Source organism: Pseudomonas sp. NPDC087358 (assembly GCF_044900785.1).
Taxonomy (GTDB): Bacteria; Pseudomonadota; Gammaproteobacteria; order Pseudomonadales; family Pseudomonadaceae; genus Aquipseudomonas.
Map to the genome: position 1 here is coordinate 125,162 of NZ_JBJDOA010000011.1, position 18,996 is coordinate 144,157.

Below are 18,996 nucleotides of genomic sequence, written 5' to 3' on the forward strand. Positions count from 1 at the left end.
TCAGCGATTCTCTTCGAAAGCGTGAGTGGCGACCGGTGTCGAGTTGACCTTGTTGCGGCTCAGGAACTTCGCCAGCGAGCGCATCACCACGTAAAACACCGGGGTCAAAAACAGGCCGAAGAAGGTAACGCCCAGCATGCCGCCAAACACGGCCACGCCCATGGCATGACGCATTTCGGAGCCGGGACCGTGGGAGAAGACCAGTGGCAGTACACCCATGATGAAAGCGATTGAGGTCATCAAGATCGGCCGCAGGCGCAACCGGCAGGATTCAAGCGCAGCTTCTACTGTGCTCCGGCCTTGCTCCTCCAGTTCTCGGGCAAACTCCACGATCAGAATCGCATTTTTCGATGCCAACCCCACCAGTACGAATAGTGCAATCTGGGTAAACACATTGTTGTCGCCACCGGTCAGCTTCACGCCCAGCAATGCACACAGAATCGACATTGGAACGATCAAGATCACAGCGAGCGGCAGCGTCCAGCTTTCGTATTGGGCCGCGAGGACCAAGAACACCAGCAGCACACACAGTGGGAACACGTAGAACATGGTGTTACCGGCCAAAATGTCTTGGTAAGCGAGGTCAGTGAACTGGTAGGTAACGCCTTTGGGCAGTACATCCTTGGCAATGCGTTCGATGGCGGCTTGGGCCTGGCCCGATGAATAACCTGGTGCCGGACTACCGTTCAGATCGGCCGACACGTAGCCGTTATAACGCTGAACACGCTCAGGACCGTAACTGTCCGAAACGCGCATCAAAGAAGACAGCGGGATCATGTCGCCATTGTTGCTTCGTACTTTCAGCTTTTTTATGTCTTCCACATGTGAACGGTACTGTTCGTCCGCTTGGACACGCACCTGGTAGGTACGGCCAAATCGGTTGAAGTCGTTGACATACACCGAGCCCAGGTTCACTTGCAGGGTCTGGTAGATAGTTGGTAACGGAACGCCCAGTTGTTTGGCTTTGTCACGATCAATGTCAGCGAAAATTTGCGGCACATTGATCTGATAACCGGAGAAAACACCCACCAGCTCTGGGGCTTTGCGGGCCCGTGCCTGAAGCTCTTGGGTGGCCTTGTTCAATGCGTCGTAACCGACGTTGCCGCGGTCTTCAAGCATCAGTTTGAAACCGCCCAATGTGCCCAGGCCATCAACCGGTGCCGGTGGCACGACCAGAATGAAAGAGTCCTCAATCGAGCCCATCTTTTTGTTCAGCTCGACCGCAATGGCACCAGCACTCAGATCGCTCGTTTTGCGTTCATCGAAGTCAGTTAGGTCGCTGAAGGCAATGCCTGCACTCGGCGAGGCGGTGAAATCGTTCACAGACAGGCCAGGGAATTGCACGGCATGCAACACGCCAGGAGTGTCCATTGCGATCTTGCCCATGCGCTGGATGATCGCGTCAGTGCGGTCAAGGGATGCAGCGTTGGGCAGTTGCGCGATACCGATGAGGTAGCCTTTGTCCTGAAGCGGCACAAAACCGGTGGGCACAAGTTTGAACATCAGACCGGCACAAGCTGCGAGCATCAGGTAGATGGCGATCGAGCTGCTCTTGCGTTTCAGTGTGCCTTGAACACCGCGTTCGTAACGTTCCGAGGAGCGGCCGAAGAACCGGTTGAAGCCGGTGAAAAAGCGACCAAACAGTTTGTCGATCACACGGGTAAGTGCATCTTTTGGCGCATCGTGAGCCTGGAGTAATGTCGCCGACAGCGCGGGCGCCAGAGTCAGCGAACTGAATGCCGAGATGACTGTAGAGATAGCAATGGTCAGCGCGAATTGTTTGTAGAACTCGCCGGAGAGACCGGGCACGAAAGCGATGGGTACGAACACGGCGCAGAGGACGAGGGCGATCGCGATGATTGGGCCGCTTACTTCCTTCATGGCCTGGACAGTAGCGTCACGCGGCGACAGGCCACCGGCGATATTACGCTCAACGTTTTCGACGACCACGATGGCGTCGTCGACGACGATCCCGATCGCAAGTACCAGTCCGAACAGCGACAGGGTGTTGATAGAGAAGCCGAAGCCCAGCATCACAGCAAATGTGCCGACAACAGAGACCGGAACAGCGAGCAGTGGGATCAGCGACGCGCGCCACGTTTGCAGGAATACGATTACAACCAGTACTACCAGTGCAATGGCTTCAAGCAGCGTATGGATAACGGCAGTGATCGACTGCTGCACGAAACGGGTAGTGTCGTAGACGATGTCGTATTCCATACCTGGTGGGAAATCGGCCTTCAGCTCGTCCATGCGGTCCCGCACGTCGCTGGACATCTGCAAGGCGTTGGCGTTAGGCGCTTCAAAAATCACCAGTGCGACGGCTGGTTTGTTATCAAGGCGGGCCCGCAGGTTGTAGGCATTTGCACCCAGCTCGATGCGGGCGACGTCACGCAAGCGGGTCAGTGCACCATCAGCACCGGTACGCACAATTATGTTGCCGAACTCTTCAGGCGTTTGCAGACGACCCTGGGTCTTTACCGAGAGCTGGAAGTCACTGCCTTTTGATGGGGATTGACCGATTGCGCCGCCGGCAACCTGTACGTTTTGCTCGCGGATTGCGTCGGTGACATCAGTGGTGGTCATGTCGCGTGCAGCGATCTTGACCGGATCAAGCCAGATGCGCATGGCGTAGTCGCCAGAACCATTCAACTGGACTTGGCCAATGCCATTCAGGCGATCGAGTTGGTCCTTGATATTGATGGTGGCGTAGTTGCGCAGATACTGATCGTCGTAGCGGCCGTCTGGCGAAGTTAAATGGACCACCATAGTCAGGCTCGGCGACGATTTGATCGTCGTCACGCCAATCTGACGGACTTCTTCTGGAAGGTGTGGCAAAGCGCGCTGGACGCGGTTTTCTACGTCGGTCTCGGCTTGCGAAACCTTCGTGCCGATTTTGAAAGTTACCGTCAACAGCAGGTTGCCGTCGGCTGTGGACTGCGACGACATGTACAGCATGTTGTCGACGCCATTCACTTCCTGCTCAAGCGGAGTTGCTACGGTCTCGGCAATGACTCTTGCATCAGCGCCTGGATACTGAGCCCGAATCTGTACCGATGGAGGTACTACATCCGGGTACTCGGCAACCGGCAAGGTAAACAGCGCAATCAACCCGGCGACAAATATGATAATGGACAGGACTGCCGCGAATATGGGCTTGTCGATAAAAAATCTGGAAAATTTCATGATCGATTACCCTTTCGCTTTAGCGTCTGGTTTAGCTTCGGAAGAGGCCTCGACGACAGGTGCGTCTGGATTGAAGTCCATCGAAACCATATGAGGTGCGAGCGTGACGCCAGGCATCACGCGCGGCAGGCCGTTGACGACGATTTTCTCACCCGCTTTGAGCCCGCTGCGGACGATGCGCATGCCGTCGTATGTGGCTCCCAGCGTTACTTGACGGTACTCGGCTTGATCTTCCCCGTTGACGACGAAGACGAACTTACGATCCTGGTCGGTGCTAATGGCACGTTCATTGATCAGCAGCGTAGGGCTCTCATTTCCACCTTGAGTACCGCCTTGCAGCTGTACCCGAGCGAATAGGCCCGGGGCCAGGGACTTGTCTGCGTTAATGAATATTGCACGCATGCGTACGCCACCCGTTTGCGGGTCGAGCTGGTTGTCAACGAACTCAAGCTTGCCTTCGTGGGGGAAACCTTGCTCATTGGCCAGCCCGACTTTTACGTTGACGTCCTTGCCGTTGTGATGAGCTTTGCCGACGCGCAAGTAGGTGTCTTCATCGCCGTCGAATGTGGCGTAAATCTTGTCATCGGAAACGACCTTGGTGAGCACTGCGCTGGTATCTACCAGATTGCCCAGTGTGATGTCGGCCTTGCCGACACGGCCGTCGATAGGAGTGATTACGCGAGTGTAGCTCAGGTTCAGCTTGGCATTTTCGTACTGGGCTTCGGCGGCCCGAGCACTGGCGTCAAGCTCCTTGAAATTTGAATTTGCTTCGTCTAGTTCGCGTTGGGCGATGGCTTTTTCGCCGATCAATTTCAACGAACGCGCTAACTCGATTTTGGCCAATTCAACCTTGGCACGCGCTGCACCAGCAGCCGCTTCAGTGCGGTTGGCTTCTGCTTGATAGGGGCGGGGATCTATCACGAAGAGCACATCGCCTTTTTTAACAATGGCTCCAGGATTGACGTTGACGCTGGTGATAAAGCCACCGACGCGAGCACGGATGTCTACGCGCTCTATGGCTTCCATACGCCCCGAAAATTCTTGTGTTTCGATGATCCCTTTCTGAATAACCGTGGCGGCCGACACCACTGCGCCGGCCGGAGCCGCTGACTCGGGTGTCTTGCCACTTGCGTCGTTGCAGCCAGAAAGGTTTACCGCCACCAGGCCGGCAATTGCTATCGCCACTGCACCGACAATTGGTCGGGTACGGGTCTTGAGGTAATGAACAGTTTTCATAATGTCTCTTCAGAAGTCGGATTTTGTTGGCTAGAGGAAAGCTGGCACTACGCACTTAGAAATGACCTAGGGCGTGAGCGACGGCAGGCCGGAAAATACGATCCGGGAGCCGGCGCCGTATTGGGGTTAACATTATGGTCATCATGCTTGAAGTGCAATTTCGAAAATTGCATTTGCATAATCAATGAAAGTGATGGGAACGCTGTTCAGTCGTTCAGGCTGATGCCTTGAGGGTGAAAGGCTGGGTGATTGCGATAGGCACGCTTGTGAAAGCCTCAAACGCTGAATGCCCTTAATGCCAAGCTTGTCTGTTTGGCGAGCCACTAGCTAGATCAGCCTTCCCACCTATACAGGTGTTTGAAGCGTGGGCGCTCGCGCCGATACCCTCGTTCGGCGTGGACAAGTCGAGCATAAATGACATTGGTGTCTAGGCATCAATGCATATGCACTGATATCGTTGCCAGATGGCGTAGTAGCCATTCCGCTGGCACGCAGAGACTTCTTGAGCCGACCATGCGCGCTTTGACCGCAACCCTTTAGAATCAGGAACCGACCGTGATGAGCATCGCCCCCGACCTGCCAAATAGCAGAATGATCCTGATTGTCATCGCAATGGTTTCGTGCCTGGTGATGCTAGACAACAACGTAGTAGCAGTGGCACTCCCTACGATCGCCGCCTCGCTGAAAGCGGATTTTTCGGATCTACAGTGGGTGATTACGGCCTATGTTCTGCCTTTTGCTGCGCTGCTTATCGCTGCTGGTTCCTTCGGCGACAAAGTCGGCCGGCGCCTTTCAGCAGTGATCGGCATGGTCATATTTGGAGCGGCATCACTCTCATGTGCCCTTGCTGTATCGCCGCTGATGTTGAATATCTCTCGTGCAGTTCAGGGTGTTGGTGCCAGCCTCCTGTTAACGGCCTCGATGGCCATCATAAATCACACGTTCCAGGGTGCAGAGCGCGCCAAGGCTTACGCCTTCTGGGGTGCCTGTATGGGGGCTGCCATTACTTGCGGGCCAATCATCGGGGGCGTTATATCTAGCGTTTTCGGCTGGACCTGGGCCTTTCTAATCAATGTGCCGATTTGCACGGCGTTGGTTATTGCAACGCTCAAAATCATTCCTGAGTCGCTAGACCCGGATGCCAAGAGGTTGGACTACCTTGGCATCCTGACATTGAGTACAGGTTTGTTTCTGCTTATCTGGGCCGTCATCGATGGAAACTCATTTGGCTGGGTCGCTACAGAGATTCTTTGGAGGGTGTTTGGTGGCCTAGGGCTTTTGGTAATTTTCGGCTTCGTCGAAGTGCTACAAGCAAACCCAATGGTAAATTTTGAGATTTTCCGTGCACCCAATTTCGGCGGAGCAGCCTTCGCAATGGTGGGCTATGCCGCGGGTGCTCAAGTGATGATCTTTTATCTGCCGCTTTACCTGCAAAATGCGTTTGGTTTTGCTCCAGTCATTGCAGGCATAGCCATGCTGCCCTTCGCATTACCGATGTTTTTAGTGCCGCGGCTAAGCGCGAAGGTGAGCGTTTCGCCTCGGACTCTTCTCTCAGCGGGGCTCTGCATCACTGCTGCGGGAAACATCATAATGGCGCTGCTGGCGAACGCAGATGCGTCCTACTACGTATTTGCTTTCGGAATGATTGTCGCCGGCACTGGAGCGGGCATCCTGAATGGAGAAACCGCGAAAGCAGTACAGGGTGCCGTTCCCCCAAATCAGTCTGGTGTGGGTTCAGGCATTGCGTCGACCATTCGTTTCACTTCTCTGCTGTTTTCCGTAGCTGCACTCGGCGCGGTCCTAGTTTCCTTCATGCTGATGATGTTTGTTCCCATGGCCCAGAATCTGGGACTATCGTCACGAGCAGCCGAACTGATAGCCAAGCGTTTTTCAGCAGGGGATACAGCCTCGCTGCTAGCGACACTTCCAGTGTCGTCAGCAGAGCATATCTTTGCCGCCCTGAGAGCTTGCTTCGATGCAGGTTTTGGAGCAGCAGCTTGGGTCGCAGCAGGCGTGGCTGTAGTGGCGTTAGCGCTTACGCGGTTGCTCATGAGCAAAACCCCGATCAAGGCACCGGTGGAGGCTGTTTTTGTAGCAGGAGAGTGAGCGAGATGATCGGTCCAGGCGTTGACCTGGCCCACGCTCGCTAACAAGATGCACGTACCCTGATGCCGGTGGTTGAGGAACGATGAGCAGTAAATCAGTAAATAACCAGTGCCTTTGTACAAGCGTTAGACAGCTTGCTCGCCGCATGACGGCAATCTACGAGGTTCATCTGACTCCCCACGGTATCACTGCGCCACAGTTCTCAATTCTTCAACGCCTGCATCAGGTTGGCCTAATAGCGAATCTTGAATTTGCGGATGTAATGGGAATGGACAGGAGCACGCTGAGTCGCGGGCTGAAGCCCCTGATCGCTGTCGGCTGGATTGAGACAGTGGACATGCCAGAGGGGACGATTATCGATAAGCGTTCATTCGGCTTACAGCTGACTCTAACCGGCCTAGCAAAATACAAAACTGCCTACATTGGTTGGGCTCAGGCACAGGTTGAGACTCAACAAAAGCTAGGTTCTAAGCTTTCTTCGAAGCTTCTTACGACGACTTCATCTGTCTATCAGGTGCTAGAGCCATAGAGCCTCATCGCCCTGTAGTGCTGGGGTCTCAGAGCCGCGGCTCAGCTTGGCAATGTGAAAAGGGTGGACGCGGCTGCCTGGCCTTTTTGGCGAGCTGAGGCAGAAACTCAAAAAACCTTTGACGAGTTATGTTGCATATGCAACTATAGATTCATCAGCTTGGTTTTGACCTGTAACAGCTGGCGAATTGAATGTGTTGAGATCGGTCTGTCCCAAGGCAGACAGCTACCATCGTTCAGACCCGTTATTAGGCAACACGTGATCGGCTAGGCTATCGCTGGGGTGTAGGGAATGTCAGACACGGTTATCAATGAGATGGTCCATGACTGCATGATCTCGCGAACGCGACTCATCGCCAGGGTACTGTCCAGTGTCTACGACGACGTACTTCGACCGTACGATATCAGTTCAGCGCAGTTCGCTTTGCTGGTAGCAATCTTCAATTTGAAGTCGGCGAGTCGTGCGGATATAGGGCGTTTTACCCATCAGGATCGCTCAACGTTGACACGTAATATCAAGCTCCTGCTCGACGGTGGTTGGATTGAAGAATCTGCTAGCGATGAAGGAGGGCGACGTCGGCCCGTAGTGCTGACTAAGTCTGGAACCCAATTACTTCACGACGTTCATCCCGCATGGTTGGCCGCTCAGGAACGGGCTCGCGTCATGCTCGGCGAAGGCGGGGTTGCAGCCGTCATGGACGTCGGCAACGAAATGTTTTATGGCGAATAATTTGGCTTTTTTTATTTGCTATGTTGCATATGCAATATGGAAGCCGCTACCGCGCTTTGTATGTTGCATATACAGCACTAAATGACTTATCCGAGATGTTTCAGCTTCGGAGAAACCGGGCCTCTGACGGCTCATAAAATGATGTTCTTAATAAACAGGTGAATTGAGATGAGTACTGACTATCCACGCGACATTTCTGCATTGGTAATCATTGACCCGCTGAACGACTTCCTGTCCCCAGGTGGTAAGTTGCACGACGGCATCAAAGACGAGATGGAACGCGTGAGCTTCCTGCCGAACCTGATGCGTCTGGTTGAAGGCGCTCGCAAAGCTGGTCTGCAAATCATCTATGCACCGCATGGTGTTGATGAGCACAGCTTCGACGACGTACCTTTCTTGCACTCCTACCTGCACAAGAACACCCGCGATCAGCAGTACTTCTGGAAAGGCACTTGGGGCGCTGAGTTCTACGAGCCGCTGCGTCCACAAGAAGGCGATATCGTGATCAGCCAGCACCGCCTGTGGAACTCGTTCCGCGGCACTGACATGCAGGAAAAGCTGCAAGCTCGTGGCATTCAGAAGATTGCCCTGTGCGGTCTGACTTCCCACAAGTGTGTTGAAAGTACCGGTCGTCATGCCTTTGAAGAGGGCTACCACGTCACGTTTATCAATGACGCTACTGCTGAGTTCAACCGTGGCGAGCACGCTGCTGCACTGACTTATTCGTTTCCGCTGATCGGTCATGCTGACCTGACCGTCGACCAGTTCCTCGCGAAGCTGTAAGTCGTCGTCCGGCATGAGTTAGTAACAAGACAAGAGGGCGCCCGTTGCAGAGGGCGCCTTTTTTCTGACCAGGTGTTTGATTTCCAATCACCTAGGGACAATTCCGATTAGACGAATCTTGTCTATGTCACCTTTTCTAAAGAGTATTTCCATGTCCAATATCGGTATCAAAGACAAAGTCGTTGTCATCACTGGCGCAAGCAGCGGGCTAGGCGAGGCGACTGCTCGTCACCTCGGTAGCATGGGGGCACGACTCGTGCTCGCGGCACGTCGAATTGACAAGCTGGAGGCAATCATTGCAGATCTCAAAGGCCAAAACATTCAAGCAATCGCTGTGGCCACCGACGTAACGCATCGTGATGATCTCGAACTTCTGGCTGAAAAAGCGATACAGCAGTTTGGGCAGATCGACGTCTGGATCAACAACGCCGGCATCATGCCTTTGTCGCCAATGAGCAAGCTACTGGTGGACGAATGGGATCAGATGATCGACGTGAATATCAAAGGTGTGTTGTACGGTATCGCTGCCGCCCTGCCACATTTCCAGAAGCGTGATTCCGGTCACTTCATCAACATTTCGTCGGTTGCTGCACGCAAGGTGTTTGCTCCGATCGGTACCGTCTACAGCGCCACCAAGTTTGCAGTGAGTGCTATTTCAGAAGGCTTGCGTGCCGAAGTCGGACCGAACATTCGCACAACGGTTATTTTGCCAGGTACCACTCGCTCCGAACTCAAGCACAACAGCACAGATCCAGAAACCGCCGCAAGCGTCCAAGAGTTCTGGAAAAACTTTGAGATTCCGGCCGAGTCTGTGGCACGCGCAATTGCCTATGCCATCGAGCAGCCTGTTGAAGTCGACATCAACGAAATCGTGCTGCGTCCAACCGCGCAGGAGTTCTAATCGGGCTTCAGCTGTCGTCCGTGTCCACGACATGGCATCAACGCGCGCCGCTTCTTCGGCATCAACGTCGCTGAGGCGGTGCCCCTCTGTCGGTACATTTTACGTCAACCCTAAAGAACCCCGAGATGGTGACGATCACCTTATGAGCGCAATTTAATCCTAGGGAGTTTGATATGTCGGTTTCTGGAGTTAACTCGCCTACGTCACCGTATGCGCCCACAACGACAGCCAAGCAGGAAGAGTCGTTGGTGATGGCCGCCACCGCAACTCCGCCAGTCGAGCCGAAACCCTCCACCGTGGTAACACTGGGCGATGGCACTGTATCGGAGGTCTCCACCTACACTGGGAAGCTCAGCAGCATGCCCATGAGCGTTGCTACTGCTCCGGAAATATTTGTTCAAGGAGATGCTGACCATGACAATTCGCTTAACCTGGATGAGTTCACTCAGCAAATGAAACGGGTAGGGGTGTCGTCAGACGCTGCCGCTAAGTTGTTTGAGGAATTGAATGTCTCGAAAACCAAAAACCTCTCCCTTGATGACTTTGTAAAAGGTGTTGTGAGCACGAATGCAAAGGGGAGCAGCGTTTTCCAAGATCTATATGTTTTATATACCTCAGACAAGGACGGAAAATTTAGCCTTGAGGCAGAGAAATCATTCATGGCCCAAGGGGCGATGGTCGCTCAGCAGTACTGGACGAAGCACCCCGAACTACAGCGGCGGTCTTAAAATCGTGCACAGCGCTGAAAGTTCGGCTGGTCGTGATGTTCCTCGTCACATCGCCGACCTACGTACGGAGCAGGTCGAGATGTACGTTCAGGGTTTACCAGATAAGCGGCGGAGGTTTATGACTCAAGCAGGTCTACCAGACTTCCTTGCTGGGCTTCCTTATCACGGTTATCGGTAGACGCAGTATGCTGATCGTCTTGGTTGTTGGTGGCTTCCTTCGCTTGCGAAGTCGTCTGTGAGCTTGAGGTCTCTGCGACTTGCTGCTGGGCTTCCTGCTTCACCATCTCCTCGACTTTCTTGTCAATCTTGGCTTGGTCTTCTGGAGACATCGCGTCATATTGCTCCTGCGCGATCCCCAACTCGGCCAACATGGCTGTACGGACTTTCTCTCTTGGAGACAGGTGCATAAAATCCATAAATGGTTGGGATGCAGTTTTCTTCCCTTGTCCCTCAGCTATGGTTAAGGCTTTCGGTTCAGAAGCTGGGTCCGTGTTCTGCATCGCGATCTTAATTTTCGCAAACGCCTCGTCTACGCGCTCCTCAGTTCCATCGCTTGTCGTGTCATTTGGTACTTTCCGTCCCGGCATTGCTTTGAAGTGCTGCCGCAGCAAACGCCCCAGCATCGATTTCTGGCGCTGTTTTTTGCACGTGCCGAACAACGTGCTGGATACCGATAGCTCCAGTGACTCCATTCATAATTAGCCTCCGAATTAATATGTTGGACGACATCCTAAGCAAGCCGCGGGCCAATTCAAATTTCCCCTCGGAACGGTCATGATGCATTGACGCTAGGGAGAAAATTAGCTTTGGTTGGCAAGGATTTGCCCGGAGGGTAAATACTTTGCCAACCTTTGGTTTCTGGGAGTAAGCCACCAACCGCTTTTAATCGGATGGGCTATGGTTGATTGTCTATACATGATGGCTGTAATGCTTGGCTGCGTGATTCAAGTATCGTATGCAACCCTTATTCAGATGTTAGCGAGCAGCCACCTCGCCGTGCTTCATAAACTGGCAAGCAGTTGGTCAGTCACTCCGCATGCTTTTCCATTCGCCCCGTCAGCATTTTGCCGCGCGATTCGATGCCGCGTAGGTGTCATTCCGTGCGCCTGTTTGAAGGCGCGGACAAATGAATACTCTGAGTGATACCCGATTTTCTTCGCAAGCAGGCTGATTTTGATGTCAGTCTGGCTCAAGAGCTGGGCAGCGATTCCGAGCCGCCATCGTGTTAAATATAGATGCGGTGTCTCACCCACTGACTCATGAAATTGCTTGGCAAATAGGGATCGGGATAAACCAGCTTCATGTGCCAACGTGTCGATGGTCCAATTCTCTGCCGGGCTTTTGTGAATGCATTCCAAAGCCTTAGCCACATGTTGGTTTTGCAGCGACGAAAACCACGTGTCTGCCAATACTGGTTGATCTTCAGACCAATGGCGCAGGACGTAAATGAACAGGGTGGATAGCAGATGCCGGACCACAATATCGCTGCCCATAGTTGCATTTTCGACTTCGTTACAAAGTTGCCTCAAGGTTTCTGCAAACGGAGCGTTAGTGCCATTGGCTGGAGCCTTCACATGCATGACCTTAGGCAGGGACTTAATCGCTGGCATGATTAAGTACCGGGCTATTCCGAACGACCCACACAGCAGAGTCGTTGCGTCAGGATCAATACTATTGCGCGTCTTGTTGTCTTGGATGAACTGACTGAGTGGCACCACCCTGCTGGTCACAGTACCGCGAAGGCGATGAGGCGAACCTTGGGGGAAAACCACGATATCGCCAGCCCCAAGCGGGATTTCTGAGCCGCCTTCAATTTGGACGTAAGCGCTACCTTCACCGACGAAATGAAAATAAGCACCCGCTGTCTGTTCCAGTTCTATACCCCATTCACCGTTCACCCTTGAGCGAGCAAGGATAACGTCCTCGGAAACGAGATAATTCAGCCAATGATCAGAGTTGTTCATAGCACTTCCAGTGTTAGCAACGATGCCGTAGGGGATTTCATGATCTTGATGGGCTGCTTTAAACGTCAGTCCATTGGTCGTCCCAGCGTTATAGGCTGGGCCAAGGTTCAAGCGTAGTCAGCGATTCGATAAATGACAGCCAGGCTGCGACGGGGCACGATAATGATCATGCGCTTCGATGCGGACGTAGATTTGCGTGGATTTGCACGCCACCACGCAGTGTTCGCGATCCCAACCATAAGGACGATCGTGTCCACCTAAAAAAATTCATCGACATCATCGCCCTGCCGTAGGGATCGCCATGCACCAGCGAGCCTCCGATTCCAAAGATTTCGAAGCCCAGGTGGTTCGTAAAGTCGCCGTCATGGCGACAGAGAATTGTGCATAGCCTCACGTAAATCAAGATAATAGCGCCACCACCCTCATGGGGTAACACCATGCAGACTCACGATATAGATGCGGCCAAGATGCACCTCTCGCGGCTAGTCGATGCAGCAGCGCGGGGCGAAACGATCATCATCGCTAAGGCAGGCGTACCGATAGCCAAGCTAACCGCCGTCACTACTGTAAAACGGCGCGGGATGCTAACCGGTGTGACATTCGACGCCGAGACATCCGAAGATTTGGATGCTGGGATAGCGGGGCTGGTTGAGGCGGACGAATGAGGCTACAGAGTTGTTGGGCAGTCAATGGCCTGTGAACAAAGTTTGGATCGATCCATGGGATATGCGTACCCACTGGAAACGTCGTCGTGGAGTCAGGCAGCGTCAGGACGCCTAGGCGTTCTGCCTTCTGCAAAGAGGTCCGGGCATCAGTCCACAACCGCCATGAGTTCGCTGGAATGACGTCCCTAAGATTTTCAAAGCCGACGTTTCAATGAGCGCCTGCATCCCGAGTGTCGCCCTGTGGGCTCTATCCCGCGATACTAATTCGCTGTCCACTACCCTCCCTAAAGATTTGAGAGAAGCCATGACCACCTTTTCCTTCCGCGCCGACACGATCCACGATGTTTTCGAGCTGATGCTCTCGCCTGGCATTCGAGCAGTTCACCGTCTCACGATCATTCCAGACCAGACCTTCCCAGACGTCGAAGTCGAGCTAGTGAGTGATATGACAGAGGATGAGGTTAAGGACGTCATCGCCAATCTCGGTGATGCCCACGTCATAGCTGAGACTTTTCTAGCCTGTGAGCTGAAATTTAATCCTTTGCAGCGTGGAGATGACCCTCACCCGTTTCCTGCGGCGCCGGAGTTCTAATTGCATGGTCATTAAGCACACTGAAAGTCGCTCGATTAGGGGTTACCGAGGCTTCTAACGATTGTATTCGCGCGTCACTACAGAACGCGCCGGCGATGGGCCTCCTGATCGTCACAATGAGAAAGCTTTTCGCCAATTTGAAGATCACTATCCGCGGCTGAGCAGAATTTTTCGCAACGTGAGTACAGAATCGGGGCTTAAGTTTCTACCGGTTCCTGCCCTGGTATCCACTTGATACCCAAGCTGATCATATTCCGCGCGTAGGGTCGGGTCCGACAGCGCAGCACGTGCTTCGTTTAGAACCTGCAAGCGCTAGATGGCGTCATTACCAGGATTTTGGTCGGGGGCAGATGCGTGGACTGCTGGCCCGCCAACGTTCGCCAAAAAGCGTCATTAGCTAATGCACCAAAGCGTGCCGCTTTCTGGCATCAATGATGCTTATCATATTTTAAATCGACGGCTGAGGTGGTTACTGGGTTACGGGCGCCAGCACGCATTGAGCCTGCCCCCCCATTGGTCCCATTGGATGCTAGGCAGACGACAGTGAGACCGACCGGCTCTGTGCAAGATCACAATTACTGCTGACTCCATCTTTCAGCAGCATTCGTGCGGCGCCATGGCCCATTTACATCTCAACGGCTGAAGAGGAGATAACGATTGGACAGCACAAATGCCGACCAGGATTTCGAAGCGACACCGGCATTCTGGCGTTCTCAGGAAATGCTCCTGTTGCAGCAGGTCACCGGCCTCATGGGGAAAGATCTCACATCCGATAACGTTCTCAATGAGATGTTGCATTTACTGTCCGAGCTGCTGGGGTTGAACCGGGGGCGGATCGTCTTACTCGACGAAACCTCAAAAGTCGCAAACATTCGCTATGCGTATGGCCTGACGCGTGAGGAGATCAAGCGCGGCATTTACGCACCTGAAGAAGGGATCACGGGAAGAGTATTGGCGCGCGGTCAATTGATCATCGTGCAGGACATCGACAAGGAGCCATCCTTTCTAGGGCGCGTTGTTGAGCGGCCCAACCTCCCTGCGGGCCCGGTTTCGTTCATCGCGCTGCCGATCATGATCGGGCAGAAGGTGATTGGTGTACTGGCGACTCACCGCATTCGCATGCGCGCACGACCTCTGACGGACGACCTCAGTATTCTGCGAATCCTGGCAACCATGGCGGGGCAGATCCTGCACCTGAGGACCTACGTCAGAGAGAAGACCCAAGCGCTAGAGTTACGTAATCAGCAGCTGGCGCGCGCGCTAGAAACTCGTACCAACAATTACGGAATTGTGGGCACTTCGCCGCAGCTTCTCCAAGCCATATCGGAACTTGAGCGAGTTTCAAATTCGACCGCGAGTGTTCTACTGCTGGGAGAATCCGGCACTGGTAAAGAGCTGTTCGCACGGGCGCTGCATCTGGCGAGTCCAAGGCAAGACAAACCCTTTATAAAGATCAACTGTGCTGCAATCCCGGACACGCTGTTTGAGTCTGAGCTATTTGGATACGAGCGAGGTGCTTTCACGGGTGCGAACAGTGCGCGGGCAGGGTGGTTCGAGCAAGCAGACGGCGGGACGATATTCCTCGATGAAATTGGCGAGTTACCGCTTTCTATGCAGACCAAGCTACTGCGTACTTTGCAGGAGGGAACGATCACCCGGTTAGGCGGCAAGCGAGAATTAAAAGTCGACGTTCGACTGGTGGCTGCCACGAACCGGGATCTCGCCATCGAGGTGAGCCAAGGGTTATTTCGTCAGGATCTGTACTACCGATTGAACGTCATCCCGATTCATTTGCCGACACTGGCCAGCCGCCGCAGTGATATTCCAGCGTTGGCGTTACAGTTTTTGAACCGAATCAACCAGGCGAATCAGCGCAACGTCAGCTTCGACGCCTCTGCGATGGAACGTCTGCAACAACACAGCTGGCCTGGAAACATACGAGAGTTATCGAACCTAATAGAACGTATGGTGCTCTTGGCTGACCAGCCAGTGCTCGACAGTTCAGACATCGAGCGTTTTCTGCCTATCGTTCACGAGGCCACTATCCCCACTGTCGTTTCTAGCGGATTGGACTCATCATTCAACCACGATCTTGTGAGGCCCTACGTCGCGGCCAGCTCCCATTCACTTGAACAGCTTCGGCAAGCTGTGCAGCGATGTGGAGGAAATAAATCCCGCGCCGCTCAGATGCTAGGAATGACCGCTCGCCAGTTCAATTATCGATGGAAGAAGATCGCCTTAGGGGATTGAGTGTGGCTCTCAGAATGTTGACATTGTTTACATTGTCGACATTCTTTCAGACGCCAGAGCAAGACGAATACTATGACCGCAGGCTGGTTACATATAAATAGTCTTGCGTAACCATATGATTTTACTAACTAATAAATTATCTCTATCTTGTCGATTAAAGCTGGCACATCCATTGCGATAGTCCATTGGCGAAAGGGTACTGCGTTTCAGCAGGCTCGATGATCACGTCCAATGGAGATAAAACATGTCCACTGCAACCGCCCAAACCATCAGCACCTATCTGAAGCCGATCGACCGTGCAGGCCTGGAAGGATTCGCCGAGAAGGGCCGCAATAACCCTCAGATGCGTGGCACCAACAAGGTCCACACGGTCACTCAGGGCATGTTCCGCACTCTCAGTTACGTCGGCGACCACACCCCGGTAGTCGTGGATGAGCCGCTGCACCTGTTCGGCGAAAACACTGCGCCAGCGCCTGGCGAAATCATTCTGTCGGGCCTGGGCGGTTGCTTGGCAGTGGGTATCACGGCTGTTGCGACCTGGATGAACGTCAAGCTCAGCAAGCTCGAAGTATTCCTGGAAGGCGACATCGGCAACCCGTCTGCCTGGGGTGCCGGTGGTGCGGAAAAGCAGCCGCTGGAAATGGGTTTCCAGGACATCCGCGTGAAAGTGCTGGTGGAAGGCGATGCGTCCCGCGAAACCCTCGACGAAATCGTCCGCCTTGCAAACTTTGCCTCGCCGATGGCCAACACCCTGCGCAATCCGATTCCGTTCAGCATCAGCCTGGCTGATTGATCGACGGCTAATGAATCGAGCGCACCACAGCTGACGTACACCACTGAGGGAGGGGTTGCCATGAACAATACTGCTGTTGTTTACGCCACTGCGGGACATACCGCGGACTGGAACGATGACAGCCAGGTGCTCAGCGAAGTCAGTCGCATTTCGACCGGGCCGCTGGCACAGGCTGCACATCGGATCGATGAAGGTCATTACCCGCTGGATATCATGGCAACCCTCGGACAGGCCGGTGCTTTTGCGGCGCATCTGAAGCAGCAGGGCAATCGCTTCGACGTCGCCATCGGCAGCATGCACGAGGCCAGTCGCAGCTGCGGCTCGACCGGTTTCCTGATGTGGTGCCATGACGTCTGCGGCCTGTACATGGATCAGTCGGACAACACCGCGCTTCGTCGCCGTCTGGAGGCGCATGCCGAAGGCCTGACGTTCGGCGGTACAGCGCTCTCAAATCCAATGAAGGCCTTGGCAGGTATTGAGACGCTCATTCTTCGGGCGCGCAAAGTTGCCGGAGGGTATGTGGTCAATGGAGCGTTGCCTTGGGTGAGTCACATCAACCGTGGGCAATACTGCGGCGCTATCGCGGGTGTGGAAAGAGATGACGGTTCGATCTCTCACGAGATCATGTTCATGCTCGACATCGATGAGCGCGTTGAACTCAAGACCTGTCCGGAGTTTTCCGGCATGGAAGGCACCAGCACCTTTGGTATCCGCCTGGTCGATTTTTTTGTCGCGCAGGACAACTTGATTGCCGATCCTGCGCGACCTTTTATTCAACGCATTCGTGGCGCTTTCATCCTGCTTCAGTCGGGGATGGCCACCGGCGTCACACAAGGCAGCATTGACTCGATACGTGAAGTCGAGTCGACGCTTGGCCACGTCAATCAGTTCCTGCACAACGGTCCTGATGAGTTGCAGTTCGAACTCGACGATCTGAATACACGGGTTCTGAAGCTGTGCCGAACCCCTTACGAAACCAGTAAGGATTACTTGCTCGACGTCCTCGATGCACGGGTACAGGGAGCGGAACTGGCCCTCAAGGCCTCGCAATCGGCCTTGCTGCACCAGGGCGCTCGTGGCTACCGGATGAGTGCCGCTCCACAGCGCAGGATCCGCGAGGCGCACTTCGTTGCCATCGTGACGCCCGCCATCAAACACCTGCGCTGGGAAATGGCGCGGTTGATGAAAGAGGAGCTGCCAGCATGAGCGCGCTGACCACACCCTGGTTGCAATTCATCTGCCGCGCCTGCGGGCTGATCTACGACGAAGAACTGGGTGATCCAGACAGCGGTCTGCCACCCGGCACACGTTTTGAAGACATTCCGGATGATTGGGAATGTCCGCTCTGCGGGGTGACCAAGACCGATTTCGAGCTGTTCATCAAACGTGAGGTCGAAGCGGTCAGCCACGTGCCGAGCGCCCATCGAGGCACCGGTATCGTCGTTGTAGGTGGAGGTCTGTCGGGCTGGGCGATGGTTGAGGCCATTCGTGAACTGGACGGTTCAGTGCCTATCACTCTGGTCAGCGCCTGCAACGGCAACCGCTACCACAAGCCGGAATTGTCACTGGCCGTGAGTCGCGGACAAACCGCGCAATCGCTGGTGCGTGAAACCGCGCATGACGCTGCTGCCCGACTGGGTGTACGTCTTTATGCCGAAACCTCGGTGGTCGGCCTTACGCCAGCGTTGCGTCAGCTACGCACCACTCGCGGCACGCTCAATTACACCAAGCTCGTATTAGCCCAAGGCGCTCGCCCGGCACTGCCGGCCGCGTTGCCGCCAGGCCTGTGCTGGCGCGTCAACAACCTTAACGAATGGTCAGGATTACAAGATCGTTTGAGCCAGGGCCCGCAACGTATCGCCATCGTCGGTGCCGGGATGGTGGGCTGTGAACTGGCCGAGGATTTCGCCCGGGCTGGACACAGCGTCACCTTGATTGATCGCAATGCTCTGCCACTGAGCGGCCTGTTGCCTGACCTTGCCGCAGAGCTTTTGCTGAGTAGTCAGCAGCGTCTGGGCATCAGGTTCGTTGGTAGCGTGCAGGTCGCAGGAATCAAGGGCGTTTCCAGAGGTGTAAAGACCTTGGCAACCGAATGCGGCCGGCAATTGGAATTCGATCAAGTCGTCGCTGCGACTGGTCTGATTACCGATGGCCGATTGGCCCGCAACGCAGGCCTGGCATTCGATCGGGGCATTCAGGTCGATCCAGCCACGTTGATGACCAGTGACCCTGACATTCACGCCCTGGGCGACTGCATCAGCCTGGCGGGCATGCCGTGCCGATTCGTCGAGCCGATCTCGTTGCAGGCCAATGTGATTGCCCATGCGCTGCTCGGTAAAGCTCACGATGGCTACGTCCATGTGCAGCCGGTCATTCGTTTGAAAACCCGTTCATTACCCATCGTTCTGCGCGGGCTGCCGTCAGCGGCCGGGACCTGGCGCGTCGTCGAACAGGGCGAGGGGCATCTTCGGATGGAGCAGGACCTCGACGGCCTGATGGCCTCCACATTGCAAGTTGGACAGGCAGCGGCCTGA

The 18,996-nt window shown here is 54.4% G+C and carries 16 protein-coding genes; 12 read left to right on the plus strand and 4 right to left on the minus strand.

Going from position 1 to position 18,996, the window contains the following annotated elements; translation table 11 throughout:
- Both ACI2KS_RS22915 and ACI2KS_RS22920 read right to left on the minus strand, forming a co-directional pair.
- Positions 1 to 3,186 (minus strand): efflux RND transporter permease subunit, encoded by a 3,186-nt coding sequence (locus ACI2KS_RS22915; RefSeq protein WP_404623289.1) that lies wholly within the window; start codon positions 3,184 to 3,186, stop codon positions 1 to 3.
- Positions 3,187 to 3,192: 6 nt separating this feature from the next.
- Positions 3,193 to 4,422, minus strand: a complete 1,230-nt coding sequence (locus ACI2KS_RS22920; protein ID WP_404623290.1) for an efflux RND transporter periplasmic adaptor subunit — start codon at positions 4,420 to 4,422, stop codon at positions 3,193 to 3,195.
- A gap of 558 nt (positions 4,423 to 4,980) precedes the next feature.
- Between ACI2KS_RS22920 and ACI2KS_RS22925 the strand changes: the two genes are divergently transcribed.
- The 6 genes from ACI2KS_RS22925 to ACI2KS_RS22950 all read left to right on the plus strand — a co-directional run bounded on the left by ACI2KS_RS22925 (position 4,981) and on the right by ACI2KS_RS22950 (position 10,198).
- Positions 4,981 to 6,528 carry an MFS transporter gene (locus ACI2KS_RS22925; RefSeq protein ID WP_404623291.1) on the plus strand — a complete coding sequence of 516 codons (1,548 nt, stop codon included), beginning with the start codon at positions 4,981 to 4,983 and terminating at the stop codon, positions 6,526 to 6,528.
- Between the two features lie 82 nt (positions 6,529 to 6,610).
- A complete protein-coding gene (locus ACI2KS_RS22930; protein WP_404623292.1) occupies positions 6,611 to 7,057 on the plus strand; it encodes a MarR family winged helix-turn-helix transcriptional regulator in 447 nt (148 codons plus the stop codon).
- 291 nt (positions 7,058 to 7,348) lie between these two features.
- Entirely contained in the window at positions 7,349 to 7,786 is a 438-nt protein-coding gene (locus ACI2KS_RS22935) for a MarR family winged helix-turn-helix transcriptional regulator (protein WP_404623293.1), read from the plus strand.
- Between the two features lie 168 nt (positions 7,787 to 7,954).
- The gene (locus ACI2KS_RS22940; protein WP_404623294.1) at positions 7,955 to 8,569 is read left to right on the plus strand and encodes an isochorismatase family cysteine hydrolase; all 615 of its coding nucleotides are present in this window, start codon (positions 7,955 to 7,957) and stop codon (positions 8,567 to 8,569) included.
- A gap of 151 nt (positions 8,570 to 8,720) precedes the next feature.
- Positions 8,721 to 9,470 (plus strand): SDR family oxidoreductase, encoded by a 750-nt coding sequence (locus tag ACI2KS_RS22945; protein WP_404623295.1) that lies wholly within the window; start codon positions 8,721 to 8,723, stop codon positions 9,468 to 9,470.
- Positions 9,471 to 9,643: 173 nt separating this feature from the next.
- Entirely contained in the window at positions 9,644 to 10,198 is a 555-nt protein-coding gene (locus ACI2KS_RS22950) for a hypothetical protein (protein WP_404623296.1), read from the plus strand.
- A 116-nt stretch (positions 10,199 to 10,314) separates the two neighbouring features.
- Here the strand turns inward: ACI2KS_RS22950 and ACI2KS_RS22955 are convergent, their stop codons facing one another.
- Positions 10,315 to 10,890 carry a hypothetical protein gene (locus ACI2KS_RS22955; protein ID WP_404623297.1) on the minus strand — a complete coding sequence of 192 codons (576 nt, stop codon included), beginning with the start codon at positions 10,888 to 10,890 and terminating at the stop codon, positions 10,315 to 10,317.
- 309 nt (positions 10,891 to 11,199) lie between these two features.
- Complete coding sequence (locus ACI2KS_RS22960) at positions 11,200 to 12,162, minus strand: AraC family transcriptional regulator (protein ID WP_404623298.1); 963 nt, start codon at positions 12,160 to 12,162, stop codon at positions 11,200 to 11,202.
- Positions 12,163 to 12,599: 437 nt separating this feature from the next.
- On the opposite strand from ACI2KS_RS22960, the gene ACI2KS_RS22965 reads away from it, so the two are divergent.
- From ACI2KS_RS22965 to ACI2KS_RS22990, 6 genes are all read left to right on the plus strand, one after another.
- Positions 12,600 to 12,827, plus strand: a complete 228-nt coding sequence (locus ACI2KS_RS22965) for a type II toxin-antitoxin system Phd/YefM family antitoxin (RefSeq protein WP_404623299.1) — start codon at positions 12,600 to 12,602, stop codon at positions 12,825 to 12,827.
- 304 nt (positions 12,828 to 13,131) lie between these two features.
- Positions 13,132 to 13,419, plus strand: coding sequence for a hypothetical protein (locus ACI2KS_RS22970; RefSeq protein WP_404623300.1), 288 nt, complete (start codon positions 13,132 to 13,134; stop codon positions 13,417 to 13,419).
- Between the two features lie 657 nt (positions 13,420 to 14,076).
- The gene (locus tag ACI2KS_RS22975; protein ID WP_404623301.1) at positions 14,077 to 15,669 is read left to right on the plus strand and encodes a sigma-54 interaction domain-containing protein; all 1,593 of its coding nucleotides are present in this window, start codon (positions 14,077 to 14,079) and stop codon (positions 15,667 to 15,669) included.
- Positions 15,670 to 15,913: 244 nt separating this feature from the next.
- On the plus strand, positions 15,914 to 16,462 hold the full coding sequence (locus ACI2KS_RS22980; RefSeq protein ID WP_404623302.1) for an OsmC family protein: 549 nt from the start codon (positions 15,914 to 15,916) through the stop codon (positions 16,460 to 16,462).
- A 60-nt stretch (positions 16,463 to 16,522) separates the two neighbouring features.
- Positions 16,523 to 17,668: an acyl-CoA dehydrogenase gene (locus tag ACI2KS_RS22985; protein WP_404623303.1), complete on the plus strand. Its 1,146-nt coding sequence runs from the start codon at positions 16,523 to 16,525 to the stop codon at positions 17,666 to 17,668.
- Positions 17,665 to 18,996 (plus strand): FAD-dependent oxidoreductase, encoded by a 1,332-nt coding sequence (locus tag ACI2KS_RS22990; protein WP_404623304.1) that lies wholly within the window; start codon positions 17,665 to 17,667, stop codon positions 18,994 to 18,996. The genes ACI2KS_RS22985 and ACI2KS_RS22990 overlap by 4 nt, the downstream gene beginning before the upstream one ends.